The sequence below is a fragment of the Streptomyces sp. NBC_01296 genome (genome assembly GCF_035984415.1).
Lineage (GTDB): Bacteria > Actinomycetota > Actinomycetes > Streptomycetales > Streptomycetaceae > Streptomyces.
Map to the genome: position 1 here is coordinate 8,332,140 of NZ_CP130720.1, position 19,839 is coordinate 8,351,978.

The 19,839-nt window shown below is 73.6% G+C and carries 4 protein-coding genes; all 4 read left to right on the forward strand.

Annotation, left to right across the window (positions count from 1 at the left end):
* The first annotated feature begins 38 nt into the window (after positions 1-38).
* The 4 genes from OG299_RS37915 to OG299_RS37930 are packed head-to-tail and all read left to right on the forward strand — an operon-like array spanning position 39 to position 19,379.
* On the forward strand, positions 39-3,164 hold the full coding sequence (locus tag OG299_RS37915) for an RHS repeat domain-containing protein (protein WP_327364070.1): 3,126 nt from the start codon (positions 39-41) through the stop codon (positions 3,162-3,164).
* A complete protein-coding gene (locus OG299_RS37920; RefSeq protein ID WP_327364071.1) occupies positions 3,161-6,664 on the forward strand; it encodes a hypothetical protein in 3,504 nt (1,167 codons plus the stop codon). Before OG299_RS37915 ends, OG299_RS37920 begins: the two co-directional genes overlap by 4 nt.
* Positions 6,661-8,106 (forward strand): ComEC/Rec2 family competence protein, encoded by a 1,446-nt coding sequence (locus tag OG299_RS37925; RefSeq protein ID WP_327364072.1) that lies wholly within the window; start codon positions 6,661-6,663, stop codon positions 8,104-8,106. Before OG299_RS37920 ends, OG299_RS37925 begins: the two co-directional genes overlap by 4 nt.
* A complete protein-coding gene (locus OG299_RS37930; protein ID WP_327364073.1) occupies positions 8,103-19,379 on the forward strand; it encodes a hypothetical protein in 11,277 nt (3,758 codons plus the stop codon). The genes OG299_RS37925 and OG299_RS37930 overlap by 4 nt, the downstream gene beginning before the upstream one ends.
* Positions 19,380-19,839 lie beyond the last annotated feature (460 nt).

Genomic DNA, 19,839 nt, shown 5'->3' on the forward strand with positions numbered 1-19,839 from the left:
GCGGCCCTCCCGTCTGCGGCGCGGCTTACGGTCGGGATGTGCGTACCCGCGAGGAGACCGTCGTGAACCCGTTCGACGTCGTGCTGACCGGTGTCGCGTACGTGCCCGGCGATCCCTGGTTCCTCGGACTCCGCTGGCAGGCAGGCGACGGCACCCCCGCACCCGCCTACCGCGAACGGGGCGGGACGGGCGCCCCGGGCAACTTCCCGTACGCCACGCAGCTCTTCTCGTCCGCGGTTGCGGAACCCCGGTACGCCGTCGGTAAACCGGTCGCCGCCGACGGCGACACCAGCGGGACATGGGACCAGAAGCGGGCCGGCTACACGCTCAAGCCCGGCAGCCAGTACTGGATCGCGGTCGTCGGCAACCCGCCGTCGATGGCCTCCAACACCGTCGCGGTCCTCTGGCAGCCGCCGTCCTTCGTCTCCGTCACGTGCGACGGCACCGCGCTCGACGTTGCCTGGGCACCGGGCGGCGCGGGCGCGACCGGGGCGGTCGCGACGCTCACCGCGGGGGGCGCCGAGGTGTGGCGCGGCTCCGCGGCTCCGGCCGCGCCATCGGCCGCCGCGGTGGCATCGCGCTTCGACGTGGCCGGCGCGCCGCTCGCGCTCGCACCCGGCACGCTGACGCTGACGCTGCGTCCGACCGCGACCGACGCGCACGCCGTCTCCACCGGGCCCGCCGCGGTCGCCACGGCGTACACGCACCCGCCCGTCGTCCTGACGACGGCCTACGCCTCGGGCAGCGCCGTGACCGGTCTCAGCTACGCCGCCGAGGTCGCCCCGGCGGGCAACACCGGCCTCCAGTACGCGGTCACCCTCCTCGACGGACGCGCACGCCTGGCCGGGCCAACGCTCGTCACCGCCACACCGGACGGCGACACCGCCGTGCTCAACGTGGTGGTACCCCGCGTGCCGAGCGGCTCGCCGCTCGCGCTCGTCGTCGCCGCGGCCGACCAGGTCGCAACGGGTCCGGCGTCGGCGCCGTTTCCGCTCCTGGCCGTCGCGCCGTCGGTCGAGGAAGCGGTCTGCGCAGTCCCGGGCACGGTCGAGCTGCTGCTCCGTTCCCCGACGGGCGCCACGTTCGTCACCGTCACGGAGGCCGAGGTACCGGTCGCCACTGCCGTCGTCGAAGGCAGGACAGGCCGGATCGACGTCCCCGCCGGCACCGGACCCTACGCCGTCACCGCAGCCGCCGTGGCCGGGGCGGCGACCGGCGTACCGGGTGCTCCGGTGCCGCTGCTCACCGCGCATCCGGTGCTGGTGTCCGCCGCGTACGACGGCACGACCGTCACCGCGCGGTGGACCGAGCCCGCCGGGTCACCCGCCGCCTACCGGCTCCGTGTCCTGTCGGGTGGCGTCGTGGTCGCCACGGCGCCGGCAGGCAGTACCTCCGGCGCCGTCGACGTCCGGGTCGACGGCGAGCTCGCCGACGGCCGGCTCGTCGTCGACGTAACGGGCGTGACCGGACCGGTTGTCGGGCCTGCGTCCGGGCCGCTGCCCCTCGTCACCCGGGCCCCGCGGGTCACGGCCGCGGCCACCGACCCTGCGACCGGGACGACGGCCGTCGCCTGGCAGGCGACCACCGGCGCCACCTCCTACCTCGTACAGGCGTTCCGCGACGGGCTCCGTGACGGCGAGCCGCGCACCGTCACCACGCCGTGCTGCGATGTCACCCTCACCCCGGGAGCGGACGCCGCGATCGCGGTCGCGGCCGTCGTGAGCACCACCACGACGACGGTCGCCGGCCCCTTCGGCGACCCGTACCCGCTGCCGACGGCGCAGCCGGTGGTCTCACGGGTGGCGTTCGACGGCGCCGACGCAACGGTCTCGTGGCTCCCGGTCGAGGGCGCCACCGGCTACCGCGCCACCGCGCTCGCCGCCCGGTCGGCCGGCTCCGGCAGGGCGCCGGTGGGCGCCACCGAGGTGACGTTCGCGGTCGACACCATGGCCGGCGGCGACTACACCGTCGTCGTCCAGGCGCTGCGCGGGGCGGACGCGGGACCGCCGTCGCCCCCGGTGCCGCTCGTGCCCGAGAGCTGGTTCCTCTCGGCCGGGCCGGCCACGACGGCGTACCCGTACGTCTACACCTCCGCCGGCGTCGCCCCCGCAGCAGGCGATGTGACCGTGGCCCTGCCCGGCCTCGGGACGTCGTTCACCGGGCCGGTGGAGAAGGACGCGTTCCGGGTGGACGCGAGCGGACGCACACTGACCGTCCGTGCGGTGCCCTTCACACCCGAGGCGGTGCGCACCACGCTGCGCGAGGCGTACGCCGCGTTCCTCACCGCCGTGGAGGAGAAGGGCGCGGACGCGGTCGGAGTCGCGCTGCTCCAGCAGGCGGTGTCCCGTGCGATGCCCCAGACGTTCGCCGAAACGCTTTATTACGCCTACGGCCTCGACGCCGACGCCGGGTACGTCGACCTGCGCCCCGGCGTCGTGCTCCGTGTGGCGTTCGCCGACTACGTCAATGCCGGCCAGTCCGCACCGCCGCTCTACGTCAACGGCTGGGTCGGCACCGGCCACGCCGATTACGACGTCACGCCGTGGACCGCGGCCGACGGCAGGCGGCTCGCCCTTGACGCCTTCCTCGCGCAGCTCGTCGCGACCGGCGCGTTCTCGGTCGGCGCTCCGGCCGGCAGCGGCAACGTCGTGAGCGGGCTCGCCGACGCGGCGGACCTGTTCGGCGTCGTCGCGCCCGCACGGTACTTGCGGCTGTTCGCCCCGGAGCGGCTGGCCGCGGCGGACGCCGTCGGGACGGCGAGGACGAGCTCCGGGTTCGCGATCGCCGCCGCCGGCTCGTGGGCGGCCATCGAGGCCGCGGGGCGTGACCCGGGCCCTGGCTGCCCCGCCGTGGACTTCCGCGGCCGCGCCGTTCTGCGCGCGTGCGTGCGCGTGTTCGTGGACGGGGCCGAGGCCGTCGTGCCGATCGGCACGACGGTGGGCGACATGCTCGCGCGCCACGGCCGCCGCCCACCGCACGGCGCCGGCCGCGCCACCGGCGTCGCCCTCGACCGCGCGACCGGTCCGATCCCCGTGAACGGCGGCTACGACGTCGCCGCCTCCCGCCGCGTCCGCTTCGACTGGGAGGGACTGGCGGAGTACGGCCCCGGCCTCGACGCGTTCTCGCTCCCGCTGCTCGCCGGCGACAGAGTGACCACGCGATGACCGCCCCCGCGTTCGTCCGCGTCGCCGACGGCCTCTACGAGCTCTCCTCGGACGCAGACTCGCCCGTGGCCGGGTACTGGGCCGGCTACCGCGCGAAGGGAGACCTGCCCGACCCCGCGACGCTCGACGACGTGTGGCGCGACGCCGGTGGCGCGTACGTCTTCTGCACGGCGAAGCCCGCGGCCTACCCCCCGTTCCTGGCCGGGGTCGACCAGGTGCTCGCCCAGCTGCCGTACACACGGTTCGTGTGGATCGCCGATCCGGACGGTGACCCCGCCTATTGGCAGCTGTGGAACCTCACCGCCACGTCGACGGGGAGCGGCCCGGCCATCGTGTGGACGGTCCGGCAGGGCGCGTCCTTCGGCTGCGGGGGCTACGCCGTCACGGTGCCGCGCGGCACGGCGCTGACCCGGGCGACGGCGGGCGTCGCGTTGGCCGCGGCATCGTTCGACGGGCCGGACGGCACGGTGTACCACACGGCGCCCGGAAGCGCGGGCATCCCGTTCTCCGGCCCCGCCGTCGGCTGCCTGACCGGCACGCTGACACTGGAGCACGCCGACCCCGACGACATGGCGCGCCTCGACGTCGGCCTGCGCTACTCCATGCCCGACCCGAACGACCCGAGCCACGCCGCAGTGCTCGCCGTTCCCATGCCGCTGCTCGCACAGGACGGCAGGGCGCTGACGGTGTACCTCTCGTTCGACCCGCTGTTCCCGCTGGTGCCCGACCGCTCGGCGCTCGGGTTCTTCGCACCAGACCCGCCCGACGCGCCCGACCCGCCGGACCTGCCCGCGTTGCGGTCCCGGCTCGCCACGACGCTCGGCGCCGAGGTGACGCTGGCTCCGGTCCCCGGGACGCCGCCGCAGTGGCCCGCGCGGCTGGTGTTCGCCACCAGCCCGCGCGTCGTCGACGCCCCGTCCGACCCGCACGTGTACCTGACCCCGGACGGAGCGTTCCGGCTCGCCGTCGAGGCCGAGGGCAGCACACGGCTCTCGCTCGGCCTGTCCGGCCTCGAGTACGTGGACGTCGGCGACGGCGTCATCGCACTGTTCCAGTCGGGCCACCCGGCGTATCTGCCCGGCACGGGTGACGCGGCGCTGGAGCCGCTCGGAACCACGGCGTACGTCGCCCTGCTCCCCGACACCGCCGCGGACCTCACGTACTACGCGCAGCCGTGGCAGTCACCGCTGTACGCGCGGGCGGACGACACCGAGTTCCTCCGGTTCCACGAGATGCCCGCGGCGACGCTCGGCGACTTCGCCGACGGAGACCCACCCGTCGTCCCGCTCGGCGCGTATCTCGGCGTCGACCCGGCGCTGGCACCGTACGCCGCCACGATCGAGCAGGCGGCCCTCGCGCCGGTGCGCCGCGCGAACCTGCCGGTCCGCGACGCGGCCAAGGGGCCGACCGGCGAGGACACGGCGCTCGCCGTCACACCGAACGGCCTGCTCGCCAGGCTGTCGGCCGACGGCACGGCGTGGCGGCAGGCCGTCCTCGCCGGCCTGCCCGGCGCGCCCGTCGACGAGCTGGTGCTGACCGCCGTGGGCCCGCGCCTGCAGGCGCTGCTCCAGTCCACCGAGGCGTTCGCCGTCGTCTCGGACGTCACGGAGTTCTTCCGGCAGTCCTCGGTGCGCTACCGCGTCGACGAGGTCGTGCGCGCCCTGCTCCTCGCGCGGGGTGTCCCCGCCCCGGTCGTCCAGGCGGTCGCCGACGCGGCCGGGCCGGACACCTACGACACCGAGGAGGCGTTCACCGCGCAGGTCGCGGTAGCGGCCGGCGCCTACCTCGACACGCTGCTGTCCGTCGCCGGGCTGCTGAAGGCGGTGCTCCAGGACTGGACGTTCCAGCTCTCTCCGCGCTCGTGGCGCACCGGCGGGGAGGGCAGGACGGTGCTGCTGGTGAAGTTCGCCTCCCGCTCGCTCACCGACCTCGCCGCGGACCTGCCCGCCTGGGGCTGGCCGGAGGCCGCGTACGACGAGCACGGCGACCCGCGGCCCACGCAGGAGCTGGTGCTCGGCGTCATCGAGGACGCCCGAGAACGCGCGGGCGTCGACCCGGGCGGACCCTACGCGCGCTTCCTTCGCGAGGTCGCCGACAACCCGGCGTGGAACGGCGTCCTCGTCCTGGGCGCCCCGGTCGCCGTAGCCGAGCTGCCGCGCGAGCTGCAGTTCGTCACTGCGGGCATCGACACCGGCCGGTTCTACGCCCACCACGTCGGGTTCGGCGTCACGCCGTTCGAGCGCACGGCCGACGGCGGCATCACGCTCGGGCAGACCGCGGCGTTCGGCCTGATCTCATACGACGACCCGGCCGACCTCTATGTCGAGCCGGGGCAGCTGGACTTCGCGTTCAAGACACAGCAGCTGTCGGCGCGCTTCGCCAACGCCGCCCTGGCCGACTTCTCCGCCCGCGTCGAGCTGATGACCAACCGGCTGTTCGGGTCCCTGCTCACCAAGCGTGCGCCGGAGAGCGGCAACAACCTCGTCCTCCTCGGGTCGTACCAGCGGCAGAACGACAGGCCGTCGTACGCGTTCACGCTCGCCGGCGGCGCCGACTTCGCCGCCGGGAATGCGGTGCTGCTCGGCGTCGAGGTGCTCGGCGTACAGGTGCAGACGGCCACGGGGTCGATCGACGCCGGGACGCTGGCCGTCGACTTCGTCCTCACCGGCAACCTGCGGTTCGCCGAGCTGCCGCACGCCGACCTGTTCTCCTACGGCCCGAACGCGGCGCTCCCGCCGCCCGGCACGCCGGCGTTCGACGGGTACCTGCGGTTCGGGAACCTCGTCGTGACGATGGCCTTCCCCGCCGCCGATCCCGGCGCGCAGACGTTCACGACGGCCTATGACCGGATGTCGTTCGACCCCGCGAACAGCGAGGCCCGCGTGCAGTCGCTCACCAGGGGCTTCCCCGTCCGTGTCACCGGCGCCGTGGCCAACCCGGTGCCCGACCCTCCCGGCGGGCCGCGCGGGCGGACCCCGGAGGACCTCGGTTACACCGGAGTCCTCTCGCCCGTCGACGCCGTGCTGCTGTCCCCGCCGTGGTTCGGGCTGGTGTTCACCCTCGACCTCGGCACCCTCGGCGCGTTGGCCGGCAGCGCAGGCATGCACGCCACGCTCCTCGTCGGCTGGTCGCCCGGGACACGCGACGAACGGCCGGTGTACTTCGGTCTGCGGCTGTCCGGCGCCGACGCGACAACAGCGACCTGGCCGCTGCAGGGCGTGCTCAAGCTGGGGTTCCGCGGCTTCGAACTGACGACGTACGAGGAGGGCGGCAGGCGCGAGTACCTGATGCGGCTGCGCCACCTCGCGCTGTCGGTCTTCGCGTTTTCCTTCCCGCCCGGCGACCTCGACGTGCTGGTCTTCGGCGACCCGGAGGGCAGGAGCTCCGCGGTCGGCTGGTACGGCGCGTACGACTCCGGAACGCAGGCGAAGGCCGCACGGCGCAGGCTCGCGGCCGGCCGCCGCCTGGCCTTCCCCGAAGAGAACGGGTTTCAGGCATGAGCAAGATGGTGTTCTGGGTACTCGACGTCGGCCAGGGCAGCGGCAACTTCATCCAGGTCTTCGACGACAGTGACAAGCTCGTCGGCTCGGTGCTCATCGACATCGGGTCGAAGAAGAGCAAGAAAGCGGCCGGCGGCCCCTCGGTCAAGACCGTCGCCGGGCTGCTCGGCGACCCCGCCACGCTCAACCTGGTCGTGCTGTCGCACGGCGACGGCGACCACATCAACCTGATCCCCGAGCTGCTGGACGAGCTCAAATCCACGAAGCTGACGGTCAACAGGGTCTGCTACGGCGGCAGCCGGATCCGCTACAAGGGGGGCAGCAACAGCGTCCTCAGCCGGCTCGAGGCCCACATGCCCAGCGGAGTCACCACCGAGCCGCTGTCCCCGGGGTTCAGCTCGTTCACCGCGACCGATCCTCCTGAGCCGTTCGACACGTTCGGCGAACTGGAGGTGTGGATCCTCAAGGCCAACGCCGCGACATCGGACGCGAAGTCCAGCTCGTCGAGTGACGGCTCCAAAAGGCAGAGGGTCGACGGCGGCTACGACATCAACACCGATTCCGTCGTCGTCCTGCTGGGATTCCCCCTCTCCAAAGCCTGGTTCGTCGTCACGGGCGACGCGACCGCCACGACCATGTACCAGGTCAACGAGGTGGTGAACGACTCCGTCAAGAAGAAGTACCTACAACATGTTGTCATGATGACGGTGCCCCACCACGGCAGCACCTCAACGAGCTTCGACGTCCGTGGCGGCGGCGAAGCCACCCTCAAGACCTTCGCCGAGAAGATCGAGCCCGTCTCCGTGATCGGCAGCGCGGACAAGGTCGGCACGTACAAGCAGCCGTCGGCGAGGGTCCTGCAGTACTTCTGGCCGTACGTCACGGTGGGAGGGCCGTTCTGGGGGGATCCGGCCATCGGCGGCCGGCACTTCTACACGGCGTACTTCGCCCCGGACGACCACTTCAACTACGACGACGCGGGGACCAAGTACCCCTGGCCGGCCGACGCGAACTGGTACTCGGTACAGACCGCGTCCGACATCTACACCAACATGTACGTCGACCGGGTGACCGGCCAGCAGGACATCGTGCTGCCCCCCGACTCGTCGGCGCGCCATACACCGAACACCCCCTCGACGCCGCGCGCTCTCGGCGTGGCGTGGCAGTACACCGTGCAGAAGAACACCGTCACGCTCCAGCCCGTGGTCAACCGCAAGGACTACGAGCGGATGGTCGCCGCACGCGGCTTCGTGCCGGCCGGGTGGCCCGACCCCGCGACGCTGGGGGACGCACTCTGGGTCTCGCTGCCGGCGGCTGACACCTCCGCCGCGGCCGAAGCCGGTGCAGCGGGCCCCGCCGCCGCGGCGCCCGAGCCCGCGCCGCCCCGGCGCCCTGCTCCCACGTCGCGGCGGCCGCTGCCCCGACTGCGGGAACTGCCGTGACTCCCTCGCCGCAGCAGGTCTACGACGCGCTCGTCCGCCAGCGCCGTGACGGCACGATCGACCTGCCCGCCGCGGTCGCGGCCGAGCCCGACCTCGCCGCGCTCGGGCCGGCGCTCGACTTGCTGCACGCGGGTCCGACGTGGCCGGTACTGGTCGGCGGACTCACCTGGAGTGCCCGCTCGGTGGACTTGACCGGAGACGCGTCGTACGCCGTCCCCGGTGGGACGGCCTTCACGGTCGGCGTCGCCCTCGCGTATGCCACCGGCGACGACGGAGGCGTCTTCGCGCTGCGGCTCGCGACGGTCCCCGGGTGGACGTTCGGCGCCGCGTTCCCCACCCTCCCGCCGACGCCGGTCCAGGAAGGCGGGGCGGTGGGCTACCGCCCGTCGTTCCTCGCCGACCTCCCGGTGTCCGGCGTCGTGTTCGCCGCGACGGCCACGACCGGAGGCACGGCCGCGCTGCGCCTCACCGGCGCAGTGGGCGCGCCACCGCTGTTCGACGCGTTCGCGGACTTCTACGGGCCGTTCCCGCTGCGCTTCGACGGGCCCGTGTCGATTCCCGCGGACGCCACGGACCCACCGGGCCTGTCGCTGTTCGCGGCGTCGACGCGTCAGCCGATCGTTCTCGGACCGGTCACCCTGGAGGACTTCGGCCTGCGCATCGCGACCGAACTCGACCTCGACCCGGCGTTCAGCACCCAGACGTCGTACTCGACCGTCTACGGCGAGGCGACGCTCCGCCTCGGAAGCAACGAGCCGGTGACGGGGACCGTCAGCACCCCGCTCCTCGCGATGGCGACGACCTGGCTCCTGAACGTCACCTTCCCCCCGGACGACGCTCCCGGGCTCGGCGGGGGCCTGGCGGGCATCGCGTCGATGCTCGGCGTGCCGGCCGACCTCCTGGCGGCGCCGCGCGGCCTGGACGACTTCGGCGGCTTCCGGATCAGTGAGATCGACCTCTCGCTCCTGGCCCCGTCAGCCACGGGCGGCCTTCCGGCGCTGGACTACGTCGCGGTCGTGCTGCGGTCGGCGAAACGCTGGACGCCGCCGGTGCCCTACCTCACCGTGAGCGACGTGGGCATGCGCTGGCTCTCGCTGTGGGGCGACGGCACACCGAGCGTGTCGGGGACGGTGTTCGGCACGCTCAAGGTCGGCCAGAGCGACCTCGACCGCCGTGCGCTCGCCGCGGGACGGCCACGCGTCGCGATCGGCGGTGCCGCCGGGCCGTCCGCCCTCGCGAATCCGCAGGAGCCGGTGTTCTCGCTCGACGTGACGGCCTCCTTCCCCCAGTTCGTCGTCACGGGGGCGCTCTCGCAGGGCGAGATCCCGCTCGACCAGGCGCTCGGCTGGCTGTTCGGCGTGACGTTCCCTTATGCGCTCGACATCACGGAGTTCGAGTTCGAAGCCGACCTGCAGGCGCAGACCTTCGCCGGTTCCGCCCTCGTCACGACCGACTTCTCCGTCTGGGTCGGTGACGTGGAGATCATGCTCAGCGACGTGTTCCTCCAGGTCGATGCGCTCCAGAGCGGTGTCGCCGGCGGCATCATCGCGACGTTCGTGCTGCCCGGCGTCGGGCCCGCCGGCAGCGGCGACGCGGCGTTCGCGGTCGGGGCGTCCTACGCGCCGTCGACCGCGTGGGAGTTCCAGGCCGAGCTGGGGGCGGGGGACCAGCTCGACCTGGTCACGCTGGTGCGGAAGTTCATGGGCGAGGCATCCGACAACGAGCTGCCCTCGGTCACGCTCACCGAGCTGTCGCTCCACTTCGCGCCCACGCCGGGAACCTACGACCTCGCCGGGGCGGTGGTCGGTGTCTGGCGGCCCGTCATCCTCGGTCAGCCACGGGACCTCTCCGTCGGCGCCCGCGTCGCGGTCTCCCGCGACGCGGAGGGCGGCGTGAGCGGCTCGGTGGCGGGCACCTTCTCGGTGAACAAGCTCGCGGTCTCGGCCGGCGTGGACTTCGCCGCCAAGCAGCTCGCCTATCTGCTGAAGATCCAGTTCGGCGACCTGTGGGTCTCCGCTGCCACCTCGCGGCGAGGAGAGGACAACCACCAGGTCGTCTCCGTCCGGCTCGGCGGCGTGACCCTCGGCGAGATCATCGAGTACCTGATCGGGCTCGCGGCGCCGACGGTGAAGGTCACGCTCGACCCGCCCTGGGACATCCTGTCCAGGATCGACCTTTCGTCGTTCGTGCTGACGGTCGACCCGACCGAGTCGACGGTGGAGTTCACGTACGCGACGACGGCGAACCTCGGGGTGATGTCCGCGGACACCGTCGGTGTGCGCTGGAAGCGGCAGCCGGACGGCCGCGCGACGGTCGAGATGGTCCTCACCGGCAGCTTCCTCGGGCAGGACTACCCTGCCCAGCGACCGCTGTCGTGGGATCTGCTCGGCGGGTCGCCGCCCGCGGTCCCCGGCCAGGGGAAGTCGCTGCTCGACCTCCGCTACCTCGGCATCGGGCAGCGCGTGGTGCTGCGCGGAAGCTACCCCGACACGATCCGGGACACGGTCGCACGGCTGCGCGCGGACATGAAGCCGGTCAAGCCCGACGGCAACCCCGTCGGCAAGATGCCGGAGCTCGAGTTCTCGCCCGACAGCGAGTGGCTGATCGGGTTCCAGGCTGCCTTCCTCGACACGCTGGACCTGTCGTTCGTCTTCAACGACCCCCGTCTGTACGGCCTCGCCGTCGGGCTGCGCGGTGAGCGCGCCGGCTCGCTGGCGGGCCTGCAGTTCGAGATCCTCTACAAGAAGATCAGCGATGACATCGGCATGTTCCGGGTCGAGCTGCGGCTGCCCGACGCGTTCCGCCGCATCGACTTCGGCGCGGTGTCGGTGACCGTCGGGATCGTGGTGGTCGAGGTCTACACGAACGGCGACTTCCTCGTGGACCTCGGCTTCCCCCACGGCCGCGACTTCAGCCGGTCGTTCTCCGTCGAAGTGCTGCCGTTCGTCGGCCGCGGCGGCGTCTACTTCGGCGTCCTGAGCGGAGCGACCTCCAGCCGCGTGCCGCGCGTCTCCAACGGCACGTTCGCGCCGGTGCTGGAGCTGGGTGTCGGCCTGGCCGTCGGCGTCGGCAAGGAGGTGTCGTTCGGACCGCTGTCGGGGGGTGCCTACGTCGAGGTGCTCGCCCTCTTCCAGGGCGTGCTGGCGTGGTTCAACCCGACGAGCAGCGGCGCCGCACCCGCGACGTACTACTGGGCACAGGCGGTCGTCGGCATCCACGGCAAGGTCTACGGCCGCATCGACTTCAAGATCGTCCAGGTCAATGTCACGATCGAGGCGTGGGCCGAGGCGAGCGTCGCGCTCGCGGCGTACCGCACCTCGGTGTTCCGGCTGAACGTCGGCGTCAGCGTCAAGGCGTCGGTGAAGGTCCTCTTCATCACGGTGTCGTTCTCGTTCAGCGCGCGCATCGACGTCGGCTTCACGATCGGACACGACCGGCCCACACCGTGGATCGTCACCGGCGGGCAGTCGGCGCCGACCGCGGCCCTGCTGCGCTCCTTCGTCCTCCCGCCCCTGCGCAGCCCCGCGCGCAAGGCCGCCGCCCTCGCCGCACCGCGCGGCACCACGGTGACCTGGGATCCGACGACGAAGGTGTTCCCCGACGCTCCGCGGACCGCCGAACTGACGCTCCTGCCGGCGTTCTCCGTCAACGGACTCGCCGTCGGCTGGGGCGTCACCCCGCCCGCTCCTGCGGCGCCGACCTACCGCGCCGCGCTGCTCCTGTTCGCACCGCTCCACGCGCCGGCGGGCGCGACGCCGGGTGCCGAACGGCTCGTCGAGGCGTTCCTGCGCTGGTGTCTCGCCGCGGTCACCGGCTCGCCCGGCCACGGACCCGCGACCGTGACGGCCGGCCAACTCGACGTACTGGCGAGGACGCTGCGCGACCCCGGGCAGACCGACACGCCCTTCGGCGTCGAGGACCTGGCGACGTTCCTTGCGACCAACCTCCACCTCGACGTCACCGGGCGCCCGGCGGGTGAGGATCCGGCCGACGTGGAGGGCATGGTCGTCGGGGTCCCGCCGTTCGTCGCCTGGACCTCACCGCAGGCGCCGGGGCGCGACCTGGCGGCCTACCAGAAGGTCGGCCCGCTCTACGAGTGGGGGATCGCCGAGTACGCCGCACGCTTCGCCGCGACGCCGGCCCCGCTCCCGGGGAAGCCCGACGACCCGCTCGCCGCGTACGAATCGTTCGCCTCGTACGTCTTCCGCGACTGGTGCCTCGGACTGGCGCGTGCTGCCGTCCAGGAGGCGGCCGGCCTGCTGGCCGACTGGACTGTGCCCGCGCCGAAGGCGGCGGTGTCGCTCGCGGACATCGCCTCGCAGCTCCCCCGTGCCACCGTCCCCTACGCAGTACGCGCCGGCGACACGCTGGACAGCGTCGCCGAGGTGCTCGGAACCACCGCGGCCGAACTCGCCTTCCTCGACCCCGGACTGGCCCATGAACTCGAGCACGCCCCCGCCGGTACCGTGCTCCAGGTCGAGCTCGGTGTCTGCGTAGAGTCGGTGGCGCTGGCCAACGCGGACTTCCCGCTGACCGTGACCGAACCGCTGCCGCTGGGCACCGTGGACCACCAGGTCGAGGCGAAGGAAACGCTCGAGGCCGTGGCCCTCCGCTTCGGTGTCGCGGATCCCGACGTGATCGCGCAGGTGCTCGACGACGCCGCGCTGCTGCGCGCCGGCGCCGTACTGGAGGTTCCGGCCTTCCGGCTGACGCAGGGCTCGTTCACCTCCACCGTCGAGGCGGCGGCGGCGATGTTCATGCACTACGTCCCCGACGCCGAGGTCGCATCCCTCGAGTGGTACCTCCAGGCACTCCACCACCTCGACCCCGGCTACACCGCCGGCGGCGGAACCGAGCTGCAGGTCCCGGCCGAGTTCGGCGACTGGTCGCGCCGGACGACGTACACGACACTGTCCGGCGACACCGTGCGCTCCGTCGCGGCATCGCTCGCGCTCGCACAGGGCGCCGCCACCGGCGCGGGCGGGCCGCCCGGCTGGCCGGCATTCCGCGACGCGGTGACCTTGACGCCCGACGGCACGTTCGCCATCCCCGCGGCGACGACCCGGATCCAGCCGCGGGAGACACTCGCCGCGCTCGCCGCGCGCATGGTCGCCTACACCCCCGCAACCGTCGGGCAACTGGTCGCGACCGCCGACATCCTGGCGCCGCTCGCGCTGGTGCCGGTGCCCGACGTGGCCGCGACCGTGACCGCCGGCCGTGACACGCTGGCCGCCCTCGCGGCGTACTACGCGCTGCCGGTGGCCGACCTCGCCGAGCGGATCGCGACCCGGCCGGTGTTCGCACGGACCGGCGACCGAACGGAGCTGCGTGTCCCGCACGTGCCCGCCGTGTCCATCGACCAGGTCGTCGCCCGTGTCACCACCGGCGAGGCGATCGGGCGGATCGCCGGGCTGGTGTCGCGCCAACTCCTCAGCGGTCAGCGGGTCCCTGCGCCGGTCGACGCCGGCGGCGGGCACCGGGCCGCCACCGGCGCCCTCACACCGCTGCACGATCTGACCGGCCAGCAGTTCGACAGCCCCGCGCCCGACCCGTCCGAACCGGACGCCGTCGCCCTGCGCATCGCCCTCACGTCGGCGGCCGGCTGGCTCGTGCTGCGCGAGTCCGCCACCGCGAACGGTGCGGTCGTCCGCGGCGACGTCATCACCCGGCTCACGTTGGAGTTCACCAACGCGGACCTGCTGCGGCTCTACCCGCCGACGGTCATGACGCTCGAGCCGGTCAGCCCGCCCGCGCCACTGCCCCTGGGCGAGTCGGCACCCGTCACCTACGGCCTCGACCACCGCGTCGAGCTCCAGTCCCCGATTCCCGTCCCCGTCCCCGGCCGGGACACGACCGCCACCGGCAACGCGAGCCTGTGGCCGTTCCCGGCAGCGCTGCGTGCCCGCGCGGCGCTGAGCCCGACGACGCCGTACGACGTGGTGCGCACCGCCGCGCCCGGTCTCACCCCCAAGCCGGGCGACATCGTCGGGGACTCCACGTTCGCGACGACGGTGACCTTCGGAGTCCGGAAAGTCGGCACGCTCCCGCACGTCTACGAGCTCGCCGGCGTGGACACCACCGACCGCGACGTACTGCTCGCGCTCTGGGCGCACCTGGCCGACGGCCACGGCGCCGACGCCTTCCTCGCCGTCGCGCCGCCGCCCGACGCGTCCAACACCTCGGGGCTCGCGGTACTCGCGGCGGACACCTCGCAGACCTTCATCCTCAAGACGAACGAGTCCACCGAGTCCAAACCTCCCTCCGCGGCGCCGGCCGACACCGGCTCGCAGCCCTCTGCGGCTTCGCTGGCCGACGTCGCGGACTTCCTCGTCCTGCTCTGGCAGGGCAGCGTCGTCGGCGGTACGGGCTACTACCTCCGCTACCGGTCGGCGACCGACGACGACCTCCCGCCCGGCGCGTTCGACCCCGACGGACTGGCCCGCCTGTCGCTGCTCGTCGTCCTCGACGACCGCGCGGAGCCCGCGCCCGGCGGCCGCACACTGCTGCCCTTCGACACCTGCGCGGTCCTGGCGCCCGGCCTCGACCCGTCGGCCACGGCACTGTACGTCGAGGCGGCCGAGCCGGGCGACGAGACCGTCATCGTGCCCGTCGTACCGCAGGGGCTCACCGGTTTCACGACCACGCTGCCGCAGCCGCCGGACGACGACACGCCCGAGGCTCGAGTCGCGCGGCTGTTCAGCCTCCTGACGTACGACGCCGCGACGCCGCTCGGCGCGTGCGGCCTGCCGGTCCCACCGGCGGACAGCGACGGCACCGGCCTGCCCGCATGGCACCGCGACCGCCTCGCAAGGGCCCGGCGCTTCGGACGCGCCGTCACCGAGGCCGCACCGGTGTACTGGAGGTTCCAGCAGGTCATCCCCTACGCGCGCACCGCGACCCCGGAGACGGCCCCGGCGGTACCGGGCCTGCCGGACACTGCCGCGGACCCGTATCGCGGCATCGTCGGCGAGACGACACCGGTCGCGGCGATCACGCTCGGCCTGTGCGACGTACTCGGCAACACGGGCGTCTCGACCGGAGCGGACGGGGCGACGCCGTACGTCGTCGACGCGCCGGCCGGCTACACCGACGCGCTGCTCGCCGTGACGCAGTGGCCCGCGGTGTCGCTCTCGTACACCGTGGAACCAAGCTCCGCGGGTCCGCTGCTCACGGTCGCGATCGCTCCGCAGGCCGGCGCCGCGGCGCCGGAGCCGGGCGACTCGGCGGCCGGCGCGATCGAGGCCGCAGCGCGACAGGCCGAGCGCTACGCGACCGCGTACTACCAGCTCGCCGGTGGCCGGACCGCGGCATCCCTGGTGACGACGCTGATGCCCGGCGCCGACGGCGCGCCCGACCCCCTGGCCGTGGACGTGACGCCGCTGTGGCGCTACGCCGCGGCGAGTTTCCTCGCGTCGGCCGCCGCCGCGGCCACCGCACCGGCCACCGCCTCGGCGACCGTCGCCCACCTCGTCGCGGCGTACGGCGTCTCGCTGGAAGGCCTCGCGACCGCGAACGCGACCGCCGAGGCCGCCGCGCTCTTCGGCCCGGACGTGCCCGCCGTCCCCGCCTACGGCGTCTTCGCCGAGGGCCGCAGCGCCGACGACCTCGTCCACGGACTCGCCCCCGGCTGGCCCCACCCGGCGAGCGGTGCGGCGCTCCTCGCGCTCGAGGAGAACGCGGACCTCCCGCTGCGACCCGCCACCGCGCTGACGATCCCGGCGGCGTCCGTCGCCGTCGCCGACCCCGACGCGCCGCTCGACGAGGTCGCCGCCGCCGCGCACACCCTCCCGGGGCTGCTCGCCGCGGACAACGCGACGACGCCGGGCGTACTGTGCCCGGGGTTCGTCTTCCTGTGGGAGGACGCGCCGCTCGAGGTGCCGCAGGAGCCGCCGTACTCCTTCGCCGACGCGGCAGCCGCCTACGCCGCGCTCGGCCACGACGTGGACGTCGCAACGCTCGCCGCCGCCAATGCCACGCGCCCCGGCATCCTCGACCCTGCCGCCGTGCTCACCTCCCGGCACTACATCGCCGGCGAAGGCGACACACTCGCCGCCAACGCCTCCGGCGCGACGAGAGCCAGGCTCGCCGAAGTGAACGGCGACACCGACGACCTGTTCGAAGCGGGCACGCTGCTCTACGCCGGCGACTTCGCGGGGGTGACGGTGCCGTCCGGGCAGACGCTGCACGAGCTGGCCGACCGCTACGCCTGCCCCCCAGCCCTGCTCCTGGCCGCGAACGCCGCCCACCCGCTCGCCGACGCCGTGCTGCCCGGCTGCGTCACCGTGCCCGATGCGGTGCGGGTGCCCTACACGCTGAGGTCCGACGACACGCTCGACGCGCTCGGCCCGGCGTTCGGGACGACAGGGCTCGGGCTGGGAGGCCGCAACGCCGCGATGCCGGGCGTCCTCGCCCCGTACCGGACCGTCTCCGTCGACACCTCGGAGGGACCGGTGGCCACCGAGACGACCGTCGACGACACCCTCGACGCGGTGTGGCAACGGCTCGCGGCGCAGGGGGAGGTGACGTTCGAGCAGACGGTGGCCGCCGTCGCCAGCGACGCGTCGTACCTAGCCGACGGTGCACTGCTCGTCTGCGGGCCGGCCGTGCTGGCCGGCAAGGGCCCGGCGGTGACCCCTGCGGGCGCGGCGGCGGCGTACGGCCTGGACCCGGTGGCGTTCGCTCAGGCGAACGCCGGTGTCACCGGGCTGGTCGCGGACGGCGTGACCCTGACCGCCGACGGCGTGAGCGTCACCACGGGAGCGCACGACAGCCTCAACACCGTCCTCACGCGCTTCGCCGCGGCCGGCGCAGCGCTGACATCGGCCGGCCTGGTGGCGGCCCTGGCGGACGTCGCGTTCCTGCGGCGCGGTGCAAGGGCGCTGCTGCCGCAGGCGCGGGTCTCCGTCGCCGCGGTGCTGCCCGCCGAACTGCCACTGGCGGACACCACCGTGCCGTTCCCCCTATCCGTCGCGCTGCGGCTGGCGCGGCCCGACGTCCTCGTCGACCCCGTGTTCCGGACCGGGGACGGCGCGGGGGCCGCCGAGCGTGCGGACGCGCCGGTGCCGCCGCACGTCACGGACAGCGGCGAGCCGGGGGAGGAATCGCTGACACTCGCGGCGTTCGAGACATCCTTCAGGGCGGCGTTCCCCCTGCTGCGGCTCGCCACCGGGCGCGCCCCGGACGGCGGAACCGATCTGTCCGTGGTGGCGTTCACGGAGGGCGGCATCACCGACGTACAGGTCGCGCCCGGCCTGACCTGGCAGGAACCGGACGGTACAGTGAGGACGATGCCGCGCGTCTTCGCCCTGCGGCCGCTGTCCAACGAGCTCGTCAGCCGCAGCGGCGTCCCGGTTCACGCCCTCGGCCCCGACGGCAACCTCGCCCCCGACGCGACACCGACCGACTTCGACAGCGTCGACGCCGAGGTGTGGGCGCGGCGCCTGCTCGCCGACATCGACCTGTTCCTCACCGCGGCGTACGCCACCGCCGTACACGCAGACCCCGCGACCGGCGACGCGCTGGCCCGGGTACTCGCCGCGAAACGCACGCTCTCCCGCGCCGTCGCCCGCGGCCTCTGGCCCGTCCTCGACGTCGCCGACCTCCACGCCGTTCCCGCGCAGGCCGCCGCCGTCGCGCGGCTTGCCGACGAGCTCTCGGTGAACCTGTCCCGCGCCTACGACGCGGCCGCGCTCGTGCAGTACGACGCCACCGTCGAGCCGCCGGAGAACACCGTGGGGGGACGCCCGGCCCGGCTCTACGGCACCCTCGCCACACCGCCGGGGGCCTCGTACACCCTGTCTTCGGCGAAAACGGACCTGTCCGCCGCCTCGTCGTACGTCGGGTTCCTCCTGCGCCTGCCCGATCCGCGCTGGCAGGCGTACGTCCCCGTCGACCTCGACTACGGGTTCCTGGACCTGGAGTACGACGTCGCGGCCGAGCCGCAGATCGGCGGCTACGAGGCGTCCCGGTGGCTCGCCTTCTACCCGCCGCTGACCGGCGACGCCAAACCATCGGCGCTGCGGACCTCGCTCGGACGCGCCGACGTGCCGGTGCCGCTGCGCGCGTACCCGGCATCGCCCGTACTGCTCGGGCAGACGGCCGGCGCGACGTTCGCGCAGGAGCCGCCGACACTCGCCGGCGCGCCGCTGTGGACGTACGCCGTCAGCTACGCGCACGAGCACGCGGCGCAGGACGAAGTACGCGTGACCGCGGCCTTCAACGTCACCGTCGGGGCCGGGCCCGCCGACGCGGGCACCGACGACGTCATGAGCGCGCTGGCCCGCTACGTCTCGGTCGCCGACGGCCTGTGGTCACTGCTCGCCGGGTACGTCTCGGACTCGGGCGACGGCGCGGCCTGCGCCAACGCCGCGAGGACCTTCGGCGACCTCGTCCGCCTCGTCGCCGACGCGTGGGACCGCAGATGGCCCGCCGCCGAGCCGGCCGCCGCCCCGGCAACCCTCGGTCCGCCCTCGGTGACGCCCGGTCCCGACCTGGTCGAGGTCACCCTCGGCGTGCGGGTCGGCTACACCGTCGAGGACGACGCCACGTACCTCGCCGCCGTCGAGCTCACCCCGGTGACGGCGTCGCCCGGCCCCGGCGGCGCGTGGCCCGAGGTCGCCTACGTCGATGCCGCGGGCAACACCGTTTCGCTCGTCCCCGACGCACCGGTCGGCACCTCGCGCACGTACCGGTTCGACCCGCCGTTGCCCGCAACCGGGTGGCCGCAGTTCCGGCTGTGCTGGCCGGGGCTGCACGTCATGGCGTACCAGAACGCCCGCGCCACGCTCACAGTCCGCCGCAACACCCGCCTGGTCCCCGACGGGCCGCCCACCGACGAGCAGTTCGTGTTCCGCACCGCCCCGGCCGTCGCACCCGATGTCGTGACACCGCTGAACGTCTGGGACGAACCGGTCGACCTCACCGCACTGGGCCCGCTCGAGGACGCACTCACCGCGGCATTCACCACGCTCACCGGCGGGTCCACCGACGCCGGCGCCGCGGTGGGCGTCGGCTACGGCTTCGAGATCCTTCCCGGAATCGACGGGTCGACGGGCCTCGTGAGCCGGCTGCCGATCGCGCTGGCCCATGTCGTCATGGATCGGTCGACCGGCGCGACGGTCGGGCAGGTCGCGACCGACTGGCTCACGGAAAACGACCCGCCCGCCACCCGCGCACGCTTGTTCACGTTCTCGCTCACGCTGTTCTCACAGCTCGACCCGAACGCCGTACAGCCGCTGCTGACGATGCCGCATCTCACCCACCGCATCCTGTAACAGGCGGAGCTCCCTCCCGCACGGCGCGGCACGGGTGGTGGACAGCATCCAGCTCACCCGGCGTTGATTGGTTGGCATGAGAACCACGGGCCTGCTCTCCCGGGGCCGAGGCTGATGTGTGGTGGCGCGAGGCGTACGCGAACGACCAGGGCAGTTGTCACCTTTGGTGGCGATGACGGCGGCCATGAACCGCTTCAGGGCGACAAGGACCCGGCGCAGAGTGGACCCCGACCAAGCTCCGCAGGGGCCTCGCTGCGGACGGGCCGGAGCGCGAGCGGCTACTGGACATCGCGGCCGACCGCGGCGGCACACAGGCGGAGTTCACCCCGCCCCGCGTCAGCCGATGGGCTCGCGCACTCGGGCGAGCAGGGCGGCCGACTCCTCCGGCGCGAGGGCGTGGCTGTACACGAGCTCCCCGGTCATCCCGGGGAAGAAGCGGCCGGCGGGCCAGTTCCTCTGA